Origin of the sequence: Pseudomonas psychrophila HA-4 (assembly GCF_000282975.1) — a bacterium.
GTDB classification, from domain to species: Bacteria; Pseudomonadota; Gammaproteobacteria; order Pseudomonadales; family Pseudomonadaceae; genus Aquipseudomonas; species Aquipseudomonas psychrophila_A.
The window spans coordinates 111,824-131,410 of sequence record NZ_ALJC01000062.1; the positions used below are offsets into that span (position 1 = coordinate 111,824).

The window sequence follows — 19,587 nt, forward strand, 5'->3', positions numbered from 1 at the left end:
GGCCATTTCAAAGCCGGTGTGCGCAGTTGCCCCGCAAATTCTGCTCTTACCCTAGATCCCTATACCAATCGCTGAATAGGCTTATGCCGCCAGACCAGTTGGTAGTAGACGGTCTGCATCACCAACATCGCGATATAGGTCACCGGAAACGCCATCCACACGCCCTCCAAGCCGAAATGGGCATTAAGTGCATAGGCAACTGGCAGTTCAATGCACAGCACGCAGAATACAGTGATGCCCATCGGTACCAGCACCACGCCGCTGGCGCGCATGACACCGCTGATCGCGGCCTGGAAGCCAAACAGCAAAATACTCCAGAGCATGATGTGCAGCAGGTGCTCTGCCCGTGCATGCGCCTGCACGTCAGTGATGAACAACCCGAGTAACCAGTCGGACAACACGTAGCCGAGCACCACCAAAAAACCGGTCAGACACAGGTTGATCATCAACCCCGTGCGCAAGATCGAACCGATGCGCTCAGGATGCCCGGCACCAATCGCTTGGGCGCCTAGGATAGACGCGGTGATGGCAATCGACAGCGCCGGGAATTGCACGTAGTTGACGATTTGCGTCACCGCACCATACGCCGCCGTCGCCTCGGAGCCATGGCTGTTCACCAAGGCCAGAATCACCAACTCCGACAGCGATAACACCACCATCTGCAAGCCGGTCGGCAGGCCGATGCGCAGCACCTTGCCAAGAATTTCCCGGTTCAGGCGCAACGCCAGCCACAATTGGCGATCAGGCGACATGACATGTTTTTTATGACGCAAGCGCAGCACCAAAAACAGCATGGCCAACAGGTTACTCACCAAACCCGCCAGCGCGGCACTTTGGATGCCCATTTTCGGCAACCCTGCCCAGCCGAGGATCAATGCTGGGGTCAGTATCAGACCCACAGCAGTCGAGACCATCAACGCCAACAACGGCGATACCGTGTCACTCACCCCCCGCAGCAACTGTGTAAAGAGGATGAACACCAGCAGCGACGGCATGATCAGCATCATCATCCGGGCATAACCTACGGCCTCGTCCAGTACATCAGCCGGGGTACCCAGCGCCTGCAACGCCGGGCGAGCGAACAGACTGCCCAACACAGCAGCCGCCAGCCCGATCAAGGCTCCCAAGGTCAACGTGGCACCGGTGATCTGCTTGACCATCGCCGTTTCGCGCGCCCCCCATGCTTGGCCAATCAGCACCGAAGCCCCCGCGCCAAGGCCGATGACTAGGGCAATAAAAAAGAAAATAATCGGAAACATCCCCGACACCGCTGCCAGCGCTTGAGTCCCCAACAGTTGCCCGACATAGATACCGTTTAGCGTGCCGGAAAAACTCTGCAAAAAATTGGACAGCACCATCGGCGCGAGAAAAATCAGGTAGATCTTCCAGAGCGGCCGTTGTGAGGGGGTTTGCATAACGGAGGGGTCCTGAGCAAAAAACGATTAAGCGTTATACCTCACACAGGTCGTATTTTGTTACCACCCCCTCTCTGTGGACTACCCTATTCTGAAGCTGGGCTGAACATGAAACATTATTAAGAAACGTTTCAGCTTTTTATGGGCAAAATGTGCTCACTGCTCCAGCGACCTACACAGGTGACGGTATGACCCGCATTTTGACCATCGAAGATGATGCCGTAACGGCGAAAGAGATCGTGGCTGAATTGAGCAGCCACGGGTTGGAGGTTGACTGGGTCGCCAATGGCCGTGAGGGCCTGGTGCGCGCCGTGAGCGGCGACTATGACCTGATTACCCTCGACCGCATGCTTCCGGAGCTGGATGGGCTGGCCATTGTGACCACCCTGCGCACGATTGGGGTGAGCACGCCGATTTTGATGATCAGCGCGCTATCAGACGTGGACGAGCGAGTACGCGGTCTGCGAGCCGGTGGCGATGATTACTTAACCAAACCCTTTGCCAGCGATGAAATGGCCGCGCGGGTTGAAGTCCTGCTGCGGCGCAAAAGCCCGGTCGACAAGCACGAAACCTCGTTGCGTGTGGCCGACCTTGAGCTGAACCTGATCACGCGCGAAGCCAGCCGCGCTGAGCAGCAACTGAGCCTGCTGCCTACCGAATACAAACTGCTGGAATTCCTGATGCGCAACACCGGGCAAATCCTCTCGCGCATGATGATTTTCGAAGAAGTCTGGGGCTATCACTTCGACCCGGGCACCAACTTGATCGACGTACACATCGGGCGCCTGCGCAAGAAAATCGACCCACAAGGCCTGGTGCCGCTTATTCGCACTGTTCGAGGCTCGGGCTATGTCATTGCCGAACCCCTCTAAGGGCTGGCGTTCTTCCAGCAGCCGACTGCTGGCGCTGTACAGTTTTTTGTTCGTGGCCTGGAGCTGCATCCTCATGGGGGTGCTGTATTACGAGGTGTCGGATTATTTAGGCAGCTTGGCCAAGCACTCGCTGATGCAGCGCCAACATCTGTTTGCGCGCTTTCATGGCGAGCAACTGGATGAGGCCCTCGCCACCAGCATGACATTCGATATGCGTGCAGTTGATGCCTATGGGCTGTTTGATTCGCAGCAGCAACCCATCAGCGGCCCAATTCGCAGCATCCCGTCCGACCTGCCGCTGGATGGCCAGATTCACGAGTTGGCCACGTGTATCGCTTCCGACGACCCCGATCTGCCACAAGACAGCTGCGACGCGGTTGCCACCCAGACTCTGGATGGACGCTGGCTGGTCCTGGTGCGTGATAACGGCTCGTTGTTCGCCGTGACCCGGATCATCCTGCATGCGCTGGTGTGGGGTTTGTCGCTGACCATCATCCCGGGCATTGCTGGCTGGCATTTGCTGCGACGCCGCCCGCTGCAACGTATACGGGCGATTCAGGCCAGCGCCGAGGCGATTGTCGCCGGTGACCTGACCTACCGCTTGCCGCTGTCCAATCGACGGGACGAACTGGATATGCTGGCGGCCATCGTCAACGCCATGCTCGACCGGATTGAGCGGCTGATGCATGAGGTCAAAGGTGTGTGCGACAACATTGCCCACGACCTGCGTACCCCGCTCACCCGCTTGCGGGCGCAGTTGTACCGGATTCAGCAGCAAGCAGTAGAAGGCTCGCCTGAAGCGTTGCAACTGGATGAAGTGATCGGCGAGACCGACACCCTAATGGCACGTTTTCGTGGGTTATTGCGCATTTCCGAGCTGGAAGACCATCAGCGGCGTTCGGGTTTCTTGCAGCTCGAACCGTTGGCCTTGCTTCAGGAGCTGTACGATTTTTACCTGCCACTGGCTGAGGAGGGGCACGTCACGTTGATTTTAGACACGCCCTCAACACTTCCTAGCCTGACGGGTGACCGCGCATTGCTGTTTGAAGCACTGGCCAACCTGCTGAGCAACTCGATCAAGTTCACCCCGCCGGGCGGAGAAGTCGTGTTGCGGGCGATCGATGACGAAGGCAGCCCACGCATTGAAGTGCTCGACACCGGCCCCGGCATTCCCGAGGCCGAGCGTAAAGCGGTGTTCCAACGCTTCTATCGCAGCGACGACACGCACGCAGGCTTTGGCCTGGGCCTGTCTATCGTGGCCGCCATCGTCAATCTGCATGGCTTTGGCCTTGAAGTCGGCAGCCGTGAAGGCGGCGGCGCCAAGCTGACGCTGCACTGCCGCCAAAGCCTGATCAACGTGGGATAAAAAACACCCTCCTCTCCCGTAGCTCGGCAACCGCTACGGGTTCCAGACTTCGTCATAATTTGGCACGTTTCTTTCTTGCTTATCGCGCTTGCAATTGTGCGACTAGGGAAAAGGGAAGACATGCCTGAGTTAGACGCTATAACAGTTCCACCTAAACGACCCTGGGCTTTTGTCTGGCACTACATCCGCCAAAACCCAGGGTGGTATTGGGCAATCGCCGTGCTGCAAATCGGCGCCGCCATGAGTGCCACCCTCATGCCGTATGCCATCGGCCGTATCACCGGCGCCGTCAGCGGTGGCGTGTGGGATCACACGGATGTGCTCCAGGCCAGCCTCCCTGCACTAGGGCTGCTGTTCGGCCTGGCAGTGGCACAAATGGTGTTCGCCCGTGGCGCGACCTTCTGCATGATCATGGTCCGCCCGCAACAGAAAGTGCAGATCACCCGTGATCTGTTTGCTTACCTGCAACAGCATTCACCGCGCTATTTCGGCGAGCATTTTGCTGGCAGTCTGGCGCAGCGTATCAGCGAAGGCAGCATCGGTTTGCTGGATGCCACGTGGGTGCTGATCGTAGAAATGCTGCCGATTCTAGTGGTCCTGGCGACGAGTCTGGTATTGCTGACACTGGCTTCGCCTTGGCTAGGGCTGGGCTTGTTGGTGTGGGTCGTGAGTTATTCGCTGCTGGCGTACGTGCTGTCACGTAAGGCTCAAGTGCTGGCTAATAATCACGCCAAAACCCGCAGTGTCACCACCGGCAAAATAGTCGATGCTGTGAGTAACCTGAGTAGCATTCGCCTGTTCGCCCGCCAAGACTTTGAGCTCGGGTATTTGAGCGGCTACCAGTCCACCGAAAAGCAGGCCGCGCAGCGTTCGTTCTTCTATCAAGAGAAAATCCGCCTGTTGCAGGACAGCCTCTCCATCGTGTTGCGCGTTGGCTTGGTCGCACTGGCTCTGTATCTGTGGCACGCAGGCCAAATCAGTGTTGGAGAGCTGGTGATGGTTGCCACTCTGGGCCTGATGATCGTGGCGCAGTGCAGCTTTCTGAGCATGCAGTTCATGCATTTTTTCGAGTTCATCGGCAACATCGAAAACAGCATCAACACCCTGCTGCAACCCCACGAAATGCCAGATCGCAAGGGCGCCAAGCCCGCGCTTATCGATAAGGGCTCCATCCACTTTCGCGATGTGAATTTCAGCTACAACCCCGGAAAAACCATCTTTAAACACTTCAATCTGCACATTCTGGCCGGGCAACGGGTGGGGATTGTCGGCCTGTCGGGCTCTGGCAAATCGACTTTGCTCAATCTGCTTTTGCGCGCCTACGACCCGCAAGGCGGAACCATTGAAGTCGACGGCATCAATGTGCTCGACATGACCCAGCAATCGTTGCACGAACATATTGCTTTAATCCCCCAAGAACCTGGCCTGTTCCACCGTTCATTGCGCGAGAACATTGGCTACGGCGACGTGCAGGCCAGCGATACACAAATCACCCAAGCAGCACAAAGGGCCCACGCCCATGACTTTATCTTGCAAATGCCCGAAGGCTACGACGCCTTGATTGGTGAGCGTGGGGTCAAACTTTCGGGGGGCCAGCGCCAACGCATTGCTATTGCCCGTGCATTGCTCAAAAACGCACCGATTCTGGTACTGGACGAAGCCACGGCCAGCCTCGATTCAGAGACCGAGAGCCTTATCCAGAGCAGCCTGGATGACATCATGGCCGACAAAACTGTATTGGTTGTGGCGCATCGTCTGTCTACCCTCGCCCACCTGGACCGCATTGTGGTGCTGGATAAAGGCATCATTGTTGAAGATGGCAATCATCAACAATTACTTGAACGCGAAGGCTTGTATTACCGGCTGTGGCAACACCAGTCAGAGGGTTTGTTAAGTGATATCGACGAGCCCGCTTCACCCGTCTATTAACCGTGTAGGAGCCAACTGTCTTTCGCTTTCCTCGACCAACGCGCATATCAGGATTGGCAGGCGCTAAGTTTGCCTTCCGGATACAACTTCAAACTGGCTGATCACGCCATGGTTTTCCATCACGGACCATGGCATTAAGTCTCACCAGCAGCACGCGCATGCAGGCCACCAGTGCTACTTTTGCTGGCTTGCCGCTCGCCCGCAGACGGGCGCACCTCGCTTTGAAGTCTGGATTCACGCGAGTCATTACCAGGGCGCACATATAGGCCGCTCGACGCAGTTTCGCCCGGCCGCCATATACATGGCGCTTCCCGCTCTTTGTCCCGCTGTCATTGTTGTAGGGCGCCACGCCCGCCAGGGCAGCTACTTGCGAACGGCTCAGATCGCCCAGTTCTGGCAGATAGCAGAACAGGCTGGCAATAGTGACGCTGCCAACACCCTTGATTTCGCTCAGGCGTTCAAGAAGGTCTGCATCGACACGGCGACTCTGCTCAGCGATCTGCTTATCGCATGCCTTGATCAAGACGCGCAATGTCGATTCGAGCGTTTTGTAGTGCTCTAACACAACAGGCAGCGTGGCCTGCTTCATACGGCGACGATTGTCATCGCGCTGCTGGACCAAGCTGTCACGCTGGTTGACCAACTCGGTCAGGTCCTCGCGAGCAACGTCGGGCACAACGAAATGCTTGTCCTCCAAGGCAGAGGCAAACATGGCCAGCATCCGTGCATCAATAGGATCAGTCTTGGCCCGCTTGCCCATGGCTAGGGCGAATTGACGCGCCCGAACGGGATTGATCCGTTGCACTTTCAAACCGGCCTTGGCCAGCAGCCTGACCGACAGCCTTTCATAACCGCCGGTGGCTTCGACCAACACACGTTCGACCGCGTGGTCTTTGAGATACCTAGCGATAGCTTCGAGCCCAGCAGCGTCATTGGTCACGCAAAGCTCGGAGACTTCGGGATACAGCGCCACTTGTAAGGTGGCTTTGGATACATCGATTCCGGCGTAGGCAGACATGAGTAAAGCCTCTAGTCTAGGAGATGAGAGGTCGCTCTGGCCTGGCTCACGCTTGTTGTTCGAGGTCGGACTCAGTCAACTGTTCGAGCTTGAGCCAGAGCGAGAAGAGTGGACGGCAGCTCGGCTCCTACCCGTGCTCATGGCACCGCGAGCTAGCAGCTTGCCGTCCACCCCTCTCACCTAACACCTTACCTCTAACGAAGACACAAGCGAGCTTGCTCGCGATCTTTTAAAAGATCAAAAGATCGCGAGCAAGCTCGCTCCTACAGTGGGTTTTTCGCCCTTAATCGTCGTGGTTTTTCAGCGATTTTGGCGACAGGCGCAAGCTGCGAAGGCTGCGTTTGACGCTTTTAAGGTGGTTAACCAGGCTCGGGCCACGGGCCATGGCAACGCCCATCGCCAACACGTCGATCACCACCAGGTGGGCGATGCGCGAGGTCAGCGGCGTATAGATTTCGGTGTCTTCGTGCACGTCGATTGCCAGGTTGACGGTAGCCAGTTCAGCCAGCGGCGTTTGGCTAGGGCATAAGGTGATCAAGGTCGCGCCCGTTTCACGTACCAGGTTGGCGGTGATCAGCAAGTCCTTGGAGCGCCCGGACTGCGAGATGCAAATTGCGACGTCAGTGGGCTTTAAGGTCACGGCCGACATGGCTTGCATGTGCGGGTCGGAGTACGCCGCGGCTGTCAGCAACAAGCGGAAAAACTTGTGCTGGGCATCTGCCGCCACGGCGCCCGACGCGCCAAACCCATAGAACTCAACCCGCTGCGCTTGCGACATGGCGGTCACGGCACGCTGCAACGCAACCGGGTCGAGCTTTTCGCGCACGTCCATCAAGGTGTGCAGCGTGGTGTCGAAAATTTTCAGGCTGTAGTCAGCAACCGAGTCATCTTCATGGATCGCGAACTGACCAAAACTGGCCCCCGCCGCCAAGCTTTGCGCCAGCTTGAGTTTTAAGTCCTGAAACCCGGAGCACCCAATCGCCCGGCAAAAACGCACGATGGTGGGTTCGCTGATACCGACGCTGTGAGCAAGGTCGGCCATGGAACTGTGCATTACAGCCGCGGGATCAAGCAGCACGTGATCGGCGACCTTGAGTTCCGATTTACGTAACAAGTGGCGTGACTGGGCGATATGTTGCAGCAGGTTCAAAGGGCAGGACTCGGTCTATAAGCGGCGGGCGCCGGGGATGTAGCAATCTTGTAGTTATACTACAAGAATTCGTTTTTTGCCCACCCAATACGTCGCCACATCCCTAATCTAAGCCGCTAAACACAGTATTCACGGCACTCTGTAGCCTTTAGGGACACTACAAAAGTACGACACCGACGCGTAATAAGTCACCTAGCGCCGCTGCATTGATGGGGCTGCTGATCAAATATCCCTGCACTTCGTCGCACTGGTGCGCCCTGAGAAAAGCCAGTTGCACCTCGTTTTCAACGCCTTCGGCCACCACTTTCAACTCCAGGCTGTGAGCCATGACGATGATTGCTTTAGTGATGGCATCGTCCTCGGCACAGGTGCCAACGCCACGAATAAAGGTTTGATCAATCTTCACGTAATCCACTGCAAACCGCTTGAGGTAGCTGAGTGATGAGTACCCCGTGCCAAAGTCGTCGATCGCCAGCTTCACGCCCAGTTCGTTCAGTTGCTGGAAGGTCGCAATCACGTATTCAACATTCTCAAGCAACTGGCTTTCAGTGAGCTCAAGCTCCAGACAGTGCGGCGCCAGCCCGGTGTCTTCGAGTACCTGACGCACCAGACTGACCAGGTTGCCTTGGCGCAATTGATGGCCCGACAGGTTCACTGACACCCGTATTGGCGCCAGCCCCGCACGCCTCCACTCACTGGCCTGGTGGCAGGCTTCGCGTAATACAAACTCGCCAATCGCATCGATCAGCCCCGTTTCCTCGGCCAGCGCGATAAAGTCGCTCGGCGAGACGCTGCCCAACTGCGGATGGTCCCAGCGCACCAGCGCTTCGACGGCCTGCATCCGCCCGGTTTTCAGGCACAACTTGGGTTGGTAGAAAACACTGAGCTGGCGATCGGCGATGGCTTTACGCAGTTGATTCTCCAACTGCAAGCGCTCAAGGTTGCCGTGTTGCAAGCTGTGACTGAAAAACTGGAACGTGCTGCCGCCGACGTGTTTGGCCTGGTGCATGGCTTTGCTGGCCTGACTGACCAACAGCGCAATGTCGCGGGCGCTGTCCGGCAACAAGCTGATGCCTATTGATGCGCTGACCACCAGTTCGTGGCCATCAACCACCAACGGCCGACCCAGCTTGCTGAGCAGCCGCGTCGCCACCCGCGCCAGACTGGTCAGGCTGCCATAAGCATCGAACAACACGGCAAACTCATCGCCGGACAGTCGCGCAATCGTATCGGCCTCCGGCAAAGCCTTGGTAAGGCGCTCGGCCATTTTTTGCAGCACTTGATCGGCCAACTCATGGCCCAAGCTGTCATTGAGCAGTTTGAAGCGGTCGAGGTCGATGTGCAGCAGCGCGAGGTTGCGCGACGTGCCTTGGCGAATGCGCTGATTGGCCTCTTCCAGACGCTCTTTGAACAACAGCCGATTAGCCAGGCCGGTCAGTTCATCAAAATGCGTGAGATGGCGTACCCGCGCCTCAGAACGTCGGCGCGCCGAAAGATCGCTGATAAAAGCCACGATATGACTGACCTGCGCGGTAGCATCGCGCACCACTTTGAGTTGCAGCCATTGCGGGTAAAGCTCGCCGTTTTTGCGGGCCTCAACCAATTCGCCCTGCCAACTGTCTTGCATGTCGAGGGAGGCCCGAATGGTCGGAAAATGCCGACTGGCATCACGGCTGCAGGCCAGTTCATCGACGCGACACCCAACCAGGTCTTGCACCGCATAACCACTGATCCGGCTAAACGCCTGATTGACCGCCAGCATTTTGTACGTGGGGTCGAGAATCACAATGCCTTCGCTGGCCGCTTCAAACACGGTCGACGCCAATCGGCGCTGCTCCACCTCAAGGGCGAGCTCCGAGTTCAACTGTTCACTACGAACATTGGCTTGTTGAAGGTCTTCGAACAATCCCTGGTGGTGCTGGCGACGTACTTGGCGACGTTGATTAACCAGATTGATTTGCCAGGCACACGTACCCAACAGCGCCAGAAAAAGCCCGAACCCTAAACCGGAATACATTCCCAGTGAGGTAAAACTCTGATTCATCGGCAGCGTTCTTATAAAGTGGATGAGCCTAAACGTCGCCCGAGCATACACAAGCCGTGCCCGCGACCAAACGGTGAAACGTCAAAAAATAGACGAAATAGAGCCAGTGAACTAATCCGCCTGTTTAACACGCTATATGCGCTCATTTTTGACACTCGGTCCAGCAATGGGACGGACGGCCAAGTAGACCTGCACATAGAACAGGATTGGGGTTTGCCCGGTTGGGCACAGCACCCTAGAATGCCCCGATGCGCGAAGACCTCTCTCTCTTATTAAATTCCCTCAACGATGCCCAACGTCAGGCCGTCTCGGCCAGTATCGGGCGTCAGTTGGTTCTGGCCGGCGCAGGTTCCGGCAAAACCCGTGTGCTGGTGCATCGTATCGCCTGGTTGATCCAGGTCGAGAACGCGTCCCCGCACTCCGTGCTGTCGGTGACCTTCACCAACAAGGCCGCTGCCGAGATGCGCCATCGCATCGAGCAGCTAATGGGTATCAACCCAGCCGGCATGTGGGTGGGCACGTTCCACGGGCTGGCCCACCGCTTGCTGCGGGCACACTGGCAAGAGGCTGGCTTGAGCCAGACCTTCCAGATCCTCGACAGCGATGACCAGCAACGCTTGGTCAAACGCGTGATGCGTGAGCTGGGGCTGGATGAACAGCGCTGGCCGGTGCGTCAGGCGCAATGGTTTATCAACGGCCAGAAAGACGAAGGCCTGCGCCCACAACACATTCAAGCCAGCGGCGATCTGTTCCTGGCCACCATGCGCAACATTTATGAGGCCTACGAGGCCGCGTGCCAGCGCGCAGGCGTGATCGACTTCTCTGAGCTGCTGTTGCGCGCACTCGACCTGTGGCGCGACAACCCCGGCTTGCTTGCGCATTACCAGAAACGCTTCCGGCATATTTTGGTCGATGAATTTCAAGACACCAACGCCGTTCAATACGCCTGGCTGCGTTTACTGGCCAAAGGCGGCGACAGCTTGATGGTGGTGGGCGATGACGATCAGTCGATTTATGGCTGGCGCGGCGCCAAGATTGAAAACATTTACCAGTACTCGACCGACTTCCCTGACGCCGAAACCATTCGCTTGGAGCAAAACTACCGCTCCACGGCGGGCATCCTCAAAGCGGCCAACGCCCTGATTGCCAACAACAGCGGGCGCATGGGCAAAGAGTTATGGACCGACGGCGGCGAAGGCGAAGCGATCAATTTGTACGCCGCCTTTAACGAACACGACGAAGCGCGCTACGTGGTCGAAACCATCGAAAGCGCCTTGAAAACAGGCCTTGCCCACAGCGACATCGCCATTTTGTACCGCTCCAACGCCCAGTCGCGGGTGCTTGAAGAAGCGTTGCTGCGTGAACGTATCCCGTACCGCATCTATGGTGGTCAGCGCTTCTTCGAACGCGCTGAAATCAAAAACGCCATGGCGTACCTGCGCTTGCTCGAAGGCCGCGGCAACGATGCGGCACTGGAGCGGGTGATCAACGTCCCAACACGCGGCATCGGCGAAAAAACCGTCGAAGCCATTCGCGAGCACGCGCGCCACAGCGATGTGTCGATGTGGGAGGCCATGCGCCAGTTGATCGCCAATAAAGCCTTGCCTGGTCGAGCCTCTGGCGCCATCGCAGGCTTTGTCGAACTGATCGAGAGCCTCGCCGCCAAAGCCATGGATATGCCGCTGCACCTGATGACCCAAACCGTCATCGAGCAAACCGGGCTGATTGCCTACCATGAAGCGGAAAAAGGCGAGAAAGGCCAGGCCCGGGTAGAAAACCTTGAGGAACTGGTGAGCGCGGCGCGCAACTTCGAAAACACTGAAGAAGACGAAGAACTCTCGCCGCTGGCGGCGTTCCTGGGCCACGCTTCACTGGAGGCGGGTGACACGCAGGCCGAGGAGCACGAAGACGGTATCCAGTTGATGACGCTGCACAGCGCCAAAGGCTTGGAGTTCCCGTATGTGTTCTTGGTCGGGATGGAAGAAGGTTTGTTCCCGCACAAGATGAGCCTCGAAGAACCGGGCCGTCTTGAGGAAGAACGCCGCTTGGCCTACGTGGGCATCACCCGGGCGATGCACAACCTGGTCATGACCTATGCTGAGACACGACGCTTGTACGGCGCCGAAACCTACAACAAGGTTTCACGCTTCGTACGTGAAGTGCCAAAAGGTCTGATTCAAGAAGTTCGGTTATCCAACAGCGTCAGCCGTCCTTTCGGCGGCGGTCAAAAGCAAAGCGCGAGCACGCTGTTTGGCGGTTCGGAGATCCCGGAAACCGAATTCAAACTGGGCCAACTGGTCAAGCACGCGGTCTTTGGCGAAGGCGTCATCCTCAATTTCGAGGGCGCTGGCGCACAGGCCCGCGTACAGGTGAACTTCTCCGAAGGCAGTAAGTGGCTGATGATGGGCTACGCCAAGCTTGAGGCCGTCTGACAGCAACCCGACAGCGATCCAGCGATAAGGTAGGCAACATGGGCTCAGGTTTTTTTTCTTCCTGGACATTCTGGGCTCTGTTGTCAGCCACCTTTGCGGCGCTGACAGCCATTTTTGCCAAAGTGGGCATCGAGAACGTCAACTCTGACTTTGCGACCTTGCTACGCACCTTTGTGGTGCTGGTGAGCCTAGCGCTGATTCTCTATGCCACTGGGCAATACCAGTCCCTGAGTTCGATCTCGCCCCGCAGTTACGTATTTTTGCTGCTGTCGGGGTTAGCCACCGGTGCTTCGTGGATCTGCTACTTCCGCGCCTTGAAACTAGGGCCTGCGTCGCTGGTTGCCCCGGTAGACAAACTCAGCGTGGTGCTGGTGGCTATCATGGGTGTATTGCTGCTGGGTGAGAAACTCGACCTGCGCCAATGGGGCGGGATTGGTTTGATTACTGCCGGCGTGGTGATGCTGGTGTTAAAACGGTAAGTACATCTGTAGAAGCGAGCTTGCTCGCGATCTTTTGATCTTATAAAAGATCGCGAGCAAGCTCGCTCCTACAGAGATTACGAAACTTAGGGACCAGTCCTACTACTAATTAGGCAAAAGCCCGAAACATATCACTGCTAGCCAGTCACACCTCACCTGTGCAACATGGCGCGCGTGTCATCCACAAATGGGAATTCCCTTTATGAAACGTTTTCTTAGCATCGCCATGGCGTTGTGCATCGGTTTGACGATGAGCCTCGACGCGAACGCCAAACGCTTCGGCGGCGGCAAAAGCTCCGGCGCCGCGCCGAGCCACCAGACTAGCCAAATGGCCCCTTCAGCGGGTGCTGGCGGGGCTGCTGCCACCGCAGGTGCTGCCGGTGCCGCAGGCGCGGCTGCCAAAGCCGGCGGTGCTTCGCGCTGGTTAGGCCCTCTGGCCGGTATCGCTGCCGGCGGTCTGCTGGCGTCCATGTTCATGGGCGGCGGCTTCCAGGGCATGCAGTTCTTCGACATCCTGATCATGGCGGTCATCGCCTTTGTGATCTTCCGCTTCATTGCCGCTCGCCGTCGCAAGCAGCAAGAAGGCATGGCTCCGGCTGGCGCTCCTATGCAGCGTGAAGTGTTCGAGCAAAAGCCTGCCATGGGCGCGATCTTTGGCGGTTCGGCTGCTCCTGCTGCTGCCCGTCCGGTGATCAATGCTCCGGCTTGGTTCAACGAAGAACGCTTCGTTGAAGCTGCGCGCAACCACTTCCAGTCCCTGCAGCAACATTGGGACGCCAACGAAATGGACAAAATCGCCGAGTTCGTGACCCCACAACTGCTGGAGTTCCTCAAGCGCGAACGTGCCGAATTGGGCGACGCCTTCCAGTCGACTTACATCGACGACCTGCGTGTACAGCTTGAAGGTGTGGATGATCGCGCCGACAAGACTATCGCGACCCTGACCTTCAGCGGCGTGTCGAAAACCTCGCGTTTCGACCAAGGCGAAGTGTTCAGCGAAAGCTGGAACATGGAACGTCCACAAGGCGAAAATCAGCCTTGGCTGGTTGCCGGTATCCGCCAAAACGGCTGATTCCTCAGGCACTACACGTTGTAACCAAAGCCCCGGACTTGTCCGGGGCTTTGCATTTCACGATTGCACTTATAACGAGCTACTGTATAAAGCCCGTCATATAAACCGCGCCATAGAGCATGAGGATTGAGGTCGTGGAAGAAATCATCGAACAATTGCGTGAAGCCAATGAGCCTGTGCCGGTTCCTCTGGAACTGCCTGACGAAGACCAACTGGTAGAAATCGAAGAACAATTGTTCATCGACATTCCTTTTGTCTTCAGAGAATTTTTACTGACCGTCAGCGATGTCGTGTACGGCAGCCTGGAGCCGGTCACTGTGACCGACCCGCAGTCGCACACTTACCTGCCGGATGTGGCCGCAAACGCTTGGGACGCTGGCGTTGACCGCAGCATGATCCCCATCTGTCAGGACGGCGACGACTACTACTGCGTCGAAGAAGACGGCACCGTGGTGCTGTGGTCGGGCGAAGAAGAGCTCGTGACTGAAGAGACCTGGGAATCGGTCTGGCACTGGGCACGGGACGTCTGGCTCGAAAGCTGATGCACAGCAGCTTGCCTCGCGATCGTTTAAAAGATCAAAAGATCGCGAGGCAAGTTCGCTTTTACCGGTGACTCAGTGACCCGCCTCTTTGTGGTTATCCAGCGTCTCTAGCAGCGCGACCTGCATGCGCGTATGGATGCGGATAAACCAGCGCCACAACAGCGCCGCAACCCCCGCCGCCACCACCGCAATCACGATGAGCAGCTCATTAGTGGGCAGAATGCTCGCCGACAACGCCGACAACAGCAGAAAAATCACCAATAGCGACAAAATCGGGATCACTTCTGAGATCACCCGACGCACACGCTGCGTGTGCCGCCCCGCCACTTCAGGCTTAACGCCCATCTCCGCCAGCAGCATCGAGAGCGCCTTAAGCTTGCGATACGCCGCGATTAAAAATGGCAGCGACAGCAGCAAGGCCAAGCCCCAGATCATCGCTTTCTGCCAGCTCGGCTCCAAAATCCAGCCCTGCAAATACTGGCCGATTCGGGGGGCGAAATAACCGCCCGCAAAGAAAATAGCGATGACCAGCGCCAAGTTAACGCCCACCTGCAGCAATATTTTTCGAATCATGGCCGCGAGTAAAGCGCCCTCTCCCTGCGGCTGAATGCTGCGCAACCACTCGCCATACAATCCAAAAACTCGCGAAACCCGGTTGGGTACAACCTGCGCCAGCTTCAGCGAGAGCGGGTCTGCGGCCCGAATCAGGTAAGGCGTCATCAATGTGGTCAGCACCGATACCGCGACCGCCACGGGGTAGAGAAAGCTGCTGGTGACCTGCAAGGTCATTCCCAACGCCGCAATGATGAAAGAAAATTCCCCAATCTGTGAAAGCCCCATCCCAACACGCAGTGAGGTGCGTCCGTCATTGCCTGCGATAAAGGCTCCTAGCCCGCAGGAAAGCATCTTTCCTAGGACTACGGCGACGGTAATCACCACAATGGGCAACGCGTACTCCATCAAAATGGCAGGGTCGAGCATCAGCCCGATGGCGACAAAAAAGATCGCGCTGAACAGATCACGTACGGGCTCGATCAGGCGTTCTATTTTCAGCAACTGACGCGATTCGGCCATGATTGCACCGATCAAAAATGCGCCCAGCACCATGCTGTATTCCAACTTGACCACCAGCAGGCAGAAACCAAAGCACAGCCCCAGCACGGTGATCAGCAGCATTTCATTACTTTCAAACCGGGCCACATACGCCAGCACCCGCGGCACCAGCAGGATGCCAATGACCAGCGCCACAATCATGAACAACGACAGTTTGCCGACCGTCGAAAAGACTTCTTCGGGGCTCACACTGCCACTGACGGCAATGCTCGACAGCAAGGCAATAATCCCGATGCCTAGGATGTCTTCAACGATCAGTACGCCAAAAATAAGCTGCGCAAAACGCTCATTTTTCATCTTCAGGTCGTTAAGTGCTTTGACGATGATCGTGGTCGAGGAAATCGCCAGAATGGCGCCCAAGAACAGCGAGTCCATGGTGTTCCAGTCAAACCAGCGGCCAATTTCATAGCCGATCCAGATCATCAGCGTAATTTCCATGAACGCTGCGATAAACGCCGTGGCCCCGACCTTGAACAACTTACGCAGGCTGAATTCCAGCCCGAGGCAGAACATCAAAAAAATCACCCCCAGCTCGGCTAGGGTTTTGATCGTTTCTTCATCGTGGATCAGGCCAAAAGGCGGGGTGTGCGGGCCGATAATAAAACCCGCAACGATGTAACCCAGTACCACAGGCTGCTTGAACCGGTGGAACAGAATAGTCACCACGCCTGCGACCAGCATGATGACTGCCAAATCTTGGATAAAGCTGATGGCATGCATGGCGTGACGCTCCTTTTTGATTTTTATCCAGCACCAGAACGACAGACACAGCCTAGCCAGCCGTGCATATCGTTTGTTTTAAATGTAGGAATTGTCCGATTGAAGGACTTTTGCAGGTTAACACCGCGACTTCCGACAGAAAGGCGGTGCAATATATGGAAACAGATACGTAAGTGCGTGACGGCAGCCAAAACGGCAACGTCCCGTTAATAACTGTTTCAAAAAATCGCAAAGTATCCGCAGAGATACCCATTTCACTGCTGCAACACAACCACGAGCCTGCTGCTATGGAACCCGGAAACTCCCAACTATCGATGACGGTCTTGATGACCCCGGACATGGCCAATTTTTCTGGCAATGTTCACGGCGGAACCCTGCTCAAGTACCTCGACGAAGTGGCCTACGCCTGCGCCAGCCGTTACGCAGGACGTTATGTCGTCACCTTATCGGTGGATCAGGTTATTTTCCGTGAGCCGATTCATGTCGGCGAACTGGTGACCTTCTTGGCATCAGTCAACTACACCGGCAATACCTCGATGGAAGTCGGGATCAAAGTCGTCACCGAAAATATCCGTGAACGCTCAGTGCGCCACACCAATAGTTGCTTCTTCACCATGGTGGCGGTGGACGACGACCGTAAACCGGCTTCTGTACCGCCTTTGCAGCCGCTGAACAGCGAAGACAAGCGCCGCTTTATCCAGGGCAAGCAACGTCGCCAGATCCGCCAGGAACTGGAACAACGCTACCGCGAATTGAAAGACGAAACGCTGTAAACACACCGCCCGCCTGTAGGTGGCCGCTTACAAATTGATCGGTGTCGCCTCAAACCGCACACGCGGGTGAGCAATGCGGTCTTGGGCACGCACCAGTTGCAATTCGTAGCTGGTGCAGGCCTGGGTTTCGAGCAGCACTTCATGCACGGCCGACGCGGTGAACTCAAACGCCGCCACCAAGCTGTCCCCCAGCAACACGCGCGCCAAGAATAACCCCGAGGTCAAATCGCCCACGCCCACCGGCTGACGCGGGAAGGCCAACAGCGGGCGGCGCAGGTGCCAATTGCCCTCGGCCGTCACCAGCAGCATCTCAAAGCTTTCAACAGGCTTGCCGGGATAAGACACGTGCTTGACCAACACCGCTTTCGGGCCACGAGCCAACAGGCTGCGCGCCATTGCCAGGCAATCAAGCAGCGATTGCGGCTGGCGACCACAGAAGCTGTCCAGCTCTAACTGGTTGGGACACAAAAAATCTGCAACGGCAGCCGCCTCGTCGAGCAGAAAATCACTGACTTCTTGGGGCACGATGCAGCCTTTCTCCGGGTGTCCCATCACCGGGTCGCACAAGTACAACGCGTTAGGGTTTGCCGCCTTAATACGTGCCACACCACTGAGAATCGCCCGACCTTGCGCGGCGCTACCCAAATAGCCGGATAGCACGGCATCACAGTTGCCTAGCTCACCAATGGCGGCAATGCCTTCGACCAACGCAGGAATTTGCGCTGGGGCCAACACTTCGCCCGCCCACTGACCATACTGAGTGTGGTTAGAGAACTGCACGGTGTTCAAAGGCCAGACATTCACACCCACACGCTGCATAGGAAAAACTGCTGCGCTGTTGCCGGCATGGCCGAAAACCACGTGGGATTGGATGGCGAGGAGATGAGGTGTACGTTTCATGCCGGATTCCAGACTGCGGGTGGATTCGAGCCACGCAGTATGCGACTAAACACAACCTGTACGACAGACTGAAGTCGCAGTTAAGCTGACCCTAATCTGTTGGAGCGCACTTAATGCTGACCCTTGGAAATATGTTTGTGCTGATGCTACTGGCAACAGGCGCTGCCTGGCTGTGGCACAACCACGGCCTGCGAGAACGGGCGTTGGAGCGGGTCAAACAGCACTGCAAAAAACTCGATATTGAACTGTTGGATGAAAACGTAGCGCTCAAGAGAATCGGCTTTATTGCCGATGCCAAGGGCCAGAAACGCTTGGCCCGTGTGTATAACTTCGAGTTCACAGTCACCGGCGATCAACGCCATACCGGAACCATCACCCAGTTCGGCGCCCACAGCGCCAAAATCGACCTGCCGCCCTACCCGGTCAAGACTGAGGACCAACCTGAGCCAAGCGTTGTTCCCAGCGCCCAGGTGATTGAACTCAGCCAATGGCGCCAAGACCACAGCAAGACACGCCACTGACCTGCCTCACAACACCAATATTTGTAGGACCAGCCGGTCGACGCTCGATTGCTCGCGATCTTTTGATCTTTAGAGGATCGCGAGCAAGCTCGACCCAATCGTCGCCTGTGGATAACTCCGCTGAAACCCTTGGTTTAGACACCTAAAGCAGATTTTTTTGACAGAAAACGGCTGCACACAATTCAAATCGTAGGACAATTTTACCAGCACAAAATCGCCGTAATTGCTGGGTTTCTCGCCCTTACAGCTCACCCATCTTCCTTTATCAGGCAGTTTTCCAGACCGGAACGGAGCAATTCCAGGTCTTGTTGCCCCTCAAATATCAATTCAACACGTGAATCCTGGCGCCACTCGCTGGATGCCCACTGTTGAAGAGAGTTATCCACAGAATTACTTGAAAACCAGCCCTCTGAAGCGCGGATAACCAGCTTGGCACGACGCCAATTCAGGCTTTTTAGCCAGCGCTCAAGCCCGCTCAACTCAAATTGCTGGGAGGCATGCCAACGCCAACCGACACTCCACCCTTCGGGTTGAAGCTGAGCCCGTTGAATCGGGATTTTGGGGTCGGTAAAAACGCTGTTAATAGAATTAATACCCTTATAAATCAATGACTTATCCACAGGATGAATATTATTCATACAGCCTGAAGGCAGCGAATTTAAAGGGATTCGGCCCTGCTCAACCCATAAAACAGGGCACTTTGGCAGGCCGTATGCAATCTGCTCACGTTGCTCATTTTGCACACTATTAGATTTATTCATAACCACTAATCCGGCCGCTTCCAAGGCCGTTTGCTGGGTTTCAGGCAGTGGTTTTCCTTGGGCCATGGCGTGTGCATCGAGCACCATGACGCAGGGTTGCAAGGCCAAAACACCCCGCCAAGGTGCTTGGCTTAACTGTTTTAAGATTTGCGCGGGATGCCCCAATCCAGACGGTTCTATAAACAACCGATCAGGCCGGGCCTTACGCAAAAGACGGCTCAAACCAATTTGAAAAGGTGCCCCGTTGACGCAACACACGCAGCCGCCAGCGACTTCTGCAATGGCGATCGCATCACTTCCAGCGTTCATCAGCGCTGCATCCAGCCCGATTTGACCGAACTCATTGACCAGTACCGCCCAACGTTCGTGCTCAGGCTTTTGCGTCATCAGGTGCTGAATCACACTGGTTTTGCCGGCGCCTAGTGGCCCGGCAATTACGTGGGTAGGAATGTTCTGCAAGATCATCGCCGGCTTCTGTTT

General features: G+C 56.5%; 15 protein-coding genes and 1 pseudogene. 9 read left to right on the forward strand and 7 right to left on the reverse strand.

Features of this window, described 5'->3' with window-relative positions:
* Positions 1-59 precede the first annotated feature (59 nt).
* Complete coding sequence (locus B347_RS0107475; protein ID WP_019409081.1) at positions 60-1,415, reverse strand: MATE family efflux transporter; 1,356 nt, start codon at positions 1,413-1,415, stop codon at positions 60-62.
* Between the two features lie 188 nt (positions 1,416-1,603).
* Between B347_RS0107475 and B347_RS0107480 the strand changes: the two genes are divergently transcribed.
* The 3 genes from B347_RS0107480 (at position 1,604) to B347_RS0107490 (ending at position 5,582) form a co-directional block, all read left to right on the forward strand.
* Entirely contained in the window at positions 1,604-2,287 is a 684-nt protein-coding gene (locus B347_RS0107480) for a response regulator transcription factor (RefSeq protein WP_019409082.1), read from the forward strand.
* Entirely contained in the window at positions 2,265-3,653 is a 1,389-nt protein-coding gene (locus tag B347_RS0107485; RefSeq protein ID WP_019409083.1) for a sensor histidine kinase, read from the forward strand. The genes B347_RS0107480 and B347_RS0107485 overlap by 23 nt, the downstream gene beginning before the upstream one ends.
* Before the next feature lie 120 nt (positions 3,654-3,773).
* A complete protein-coding gene (locus B347_RS0107490) occupies positions 3,774-5,582 on the forward strand; it encodes an ABC transporter ATP-binding protein (RefSeq protein WP_026014043.1) in 1,809 nt (602 codons plus the stop codon).
* 88 nt (positions 5,583-5,670) lie between these two features.
* Here the strand turns inward: B347_RS0107490 and B347_RS0107495 are convergent, their stop codons facing one another.
* From B347_RS0107495 to B347_RS24745, 3 genes and pseudogenes are all read right to left on the reverse strand, one after another.
* Positions 5,671-6,600 (reverse strand): IS110 family transposase, encoded by a 930-nt coding sequence (locus B347_RS0107495; protein ID WP_019409085.1) that lies wholly within the window; start codon positions 6,598-6,600, stop codon positions 5,671-5,673.
* A gap of 283 nt (positions 6,601-6,883) precedes the next feature.
* The gene (gene hexR, locus B347_RS0107500) at positions 6,884-7,750 is read right to left on the reverse strand and encodes a transcriptional regulator HexR (protein WP_019409086.1); all 867 of its coding nucleotides are present in this window, start codon (positions 7,748-7,750) and stop codon (positions 6,884-6,886) included.
* Positions 7,751-7,907: 157 nt separating this feature from the next.
* Positions 7,908-9,587: pseudogene (locus tag B347_RS24745) on the reverse strand (putative bifunctional diguanylate cyclase/phosphodiesterase); the annotation flags it as partial.
* A gap of 455 nt (positions 9,588-10,042) precedes the next feature.
* Between B347_RS24745 and uvrD the strand changes: the two are divergent.
* The 4 genes from uvrD to B347_RS0107525 all read left to right on the forward strand — a co-directional run bounded on the left by uvrD (position 10,043) and on the right by B347_RS0107525 (position 14,319).
* Positions 10,043-12,226, forward strand: coding sequence for a DNA helicase II (gene uvrD / locus B347_RS0107510; RefSeq protein ID WP_019409087.1), 2,184 nt, complete (start codon positions 10,043-10,045; stop codon positions 12,224-12,226).
* A gap of 38 nt (positions 12,227-12,264) precedes the next feature.
* Complete coding sequence (locus B347_RS0107515; RefSeq protein ID WP_019409088.1) at positions 12,265-12,705, forward strand: EamA family transporter; 441 nt, start codon at positions 12,265-12,267, stop codon at positions 12,703-12,705.
* A gap of 202 nt (positions 12,706-12,907) precedes the next feature.
* A complete protein-coding gene (locus B347_RS0107520; protein ID WP_019409089.1) occupies positions 12,908-13,777 on the forward strand; it encodes a Tim44 domain-containing protein in 870 nt (289 codons plus the stop codon).
* A gap of 134 nt (positions 13,778-13,911) precedes the next feature.
* Positions 13,912-14,319 (forward strand): SMI1/KNR4 family protein, encoded by a 408-nt coding sequence (locus B347_RS0107525; RefSeq protein WP_017739032.1) that lies wholly within the window; start codon positions 13,912-13,914, stop codon positions 14,317-14,319.
* A gap of 72 nt (positions 14,320-14,391) precedes the next feature.
* On the opposite strand, the gene B347_RS0107530 is transcribed toward B347_RS0107525, so the two are convergent.
* A complete protein-coding gene (locus B347_RS0107530) occupies positions 14,392-16,152 on the reverse strand; it encodes a cation:proton antiporter (protein WP_019409090.1) in 1,761 nt (586 codons plus the stop codon).
* A gap of 287 nt (positions 16,153-16,439) precedes the next feature.
* Between B347_RS0107530 and B347_RS0107535 the strand changes: the two genes are divergently transcribed.
* A complete protein-coding gene (locus tag B347_RS0107535) occupies positions 16,440-16,925 on the forward strand; it encodes an acyl-CoA thioesterase (protein WP_026014044.1) in 486 nt (161 codons plus the stop codon).
* Between the two features lie 27 nt (positions 16,926-16,952).
* On the opposite strand, the gene pdxY is transcribed toward B347_RS0107535, so the two are convergent.
* Positions 16,953-17,825: a pyridoxal kinase PdxY gene (gene pdxY, locus B347_RS0107540; RefSeq protein ID WP_019409092.1), complete on the reverse strand. Its 873-nt coding sequence runs from the start codon at positions 17,823-17,825 to the stop codon at positions 16,953-16,955.
* Between the two features lie 113 nt (positions 17,826-17,938).
* Here pdxY and B347_RS0107545 point away from each other — a divergent pair, with 113 nt between their 5' ends.
* Complete coding sequence (locus tag B347_RS0107545) at positions 17,939-18,346, forward strand: DUF3301 domain-containing protein (protein WP_019409093.1); 408 nt, start codon at positions 17,939-17,941, stop codon at positions 18,344-18,346.
* 248 nt (positions 18,347-18,594) lie between these two features.
* On the opposite strand, the gene B347_RS0107555 is transcribed toward B347_RS0107545, so the two are convergent.
* On the reverse strand, positions 18,595-19,569 hold the full coding sequence (locus tag B347_RS0107555) for a CobW family GTP-binding protein (protein ID WP_026014045.1): 975 nt from the start codon (positions 19,567-19,569) through the stop codon (positions 18,595-18,597).
* Positions 19,570-19,587 lie beyond the last annotated feature (18 nt).

Bases quoted from the DNA above. Each gene is read 5' to 3' on its own strand.
- B347_RS0107475 (WP_019409081.1), bottom strand. From the start codon at position 1,415: ATGCAAACCCCCTCACAACGGCCGCTCTGGAAGATCTACCTGATTTTT.
- B347_RS0107480 (WP_019409082.1), top strand. From the start codon at position 1,604: ATGACCCGCATTTTGACCATCGAAGATGATGCCGTAACGGCGAAAGAG.
- B347_RS0107485 (WP_019409083.1), top strand. From the start codon at position 2,265: ATGTCATTGCCGAACCCCTCTAAGGGCTGGCGTTCTTCCAGCAGCCGA.
- B347_RS0107490 (WP_026014043.1), top strand. From the start codon at position 3,774: ATGCCTGAGTTAGACGCTATAACAGTTCCACCTAAACGACCCTGGGCT.
- B347_RS0107495 (WP_019409085.1), bottom strand. From the start codon at position 6,600: ATGTCTGCCTACGCCGGAATCGATGTATCCAAAGCCACCTTACAAGTG.
- uvrD (WP_019409087.1), top strand. From the start codon at position 10,043: ATGCGCGAAGACCTCTCTCTCTTATTAAATTCCCTCAACGATGCCCAA.
- B347_RS0107515 (WP_019409088.1), top strand. From the start codon at position 12,265: ATGGGCTCAGGTTTTTTTTCTTCCTGGACATTCTGGGCTCTGTTGTCA.
- B347_RS0107520 (WP_019409089.1), top strand. From the start codon at position 12,908: ATGAAACGTTTTCTTAGCATCGCCATGGCGTTGTGCATCGGTTTGACG.
- B347_RS0107530 (WP_019409090.1), bottom strand. From the start codon at position 16,152: ATGCATGCCATCAGCTTTATCCAAGATTTGGCAGTCATCATGCTGGTC.
- B347_RS0107535 (WP_026014044.1), top strand. From the start codon at position 16,440: ATGGAACCCGGAAACTCCCAACTATCGATGACGGTCTTGATGACCCCG.
- pdxY (WP_019409092.1), bottom strand. From the start codon at position 17,825: ATGAAACGTACACCTCATCTCCTCGCCATCCAATCCCACGTGGTTTTC.
- B347_RS0107545 (WP_019409093.1), top strand. From the start codon at position 17,939: ATGCTGACCCTTGGAAATATGTTTGTGCTGATGCTACTGGCAACAGGC.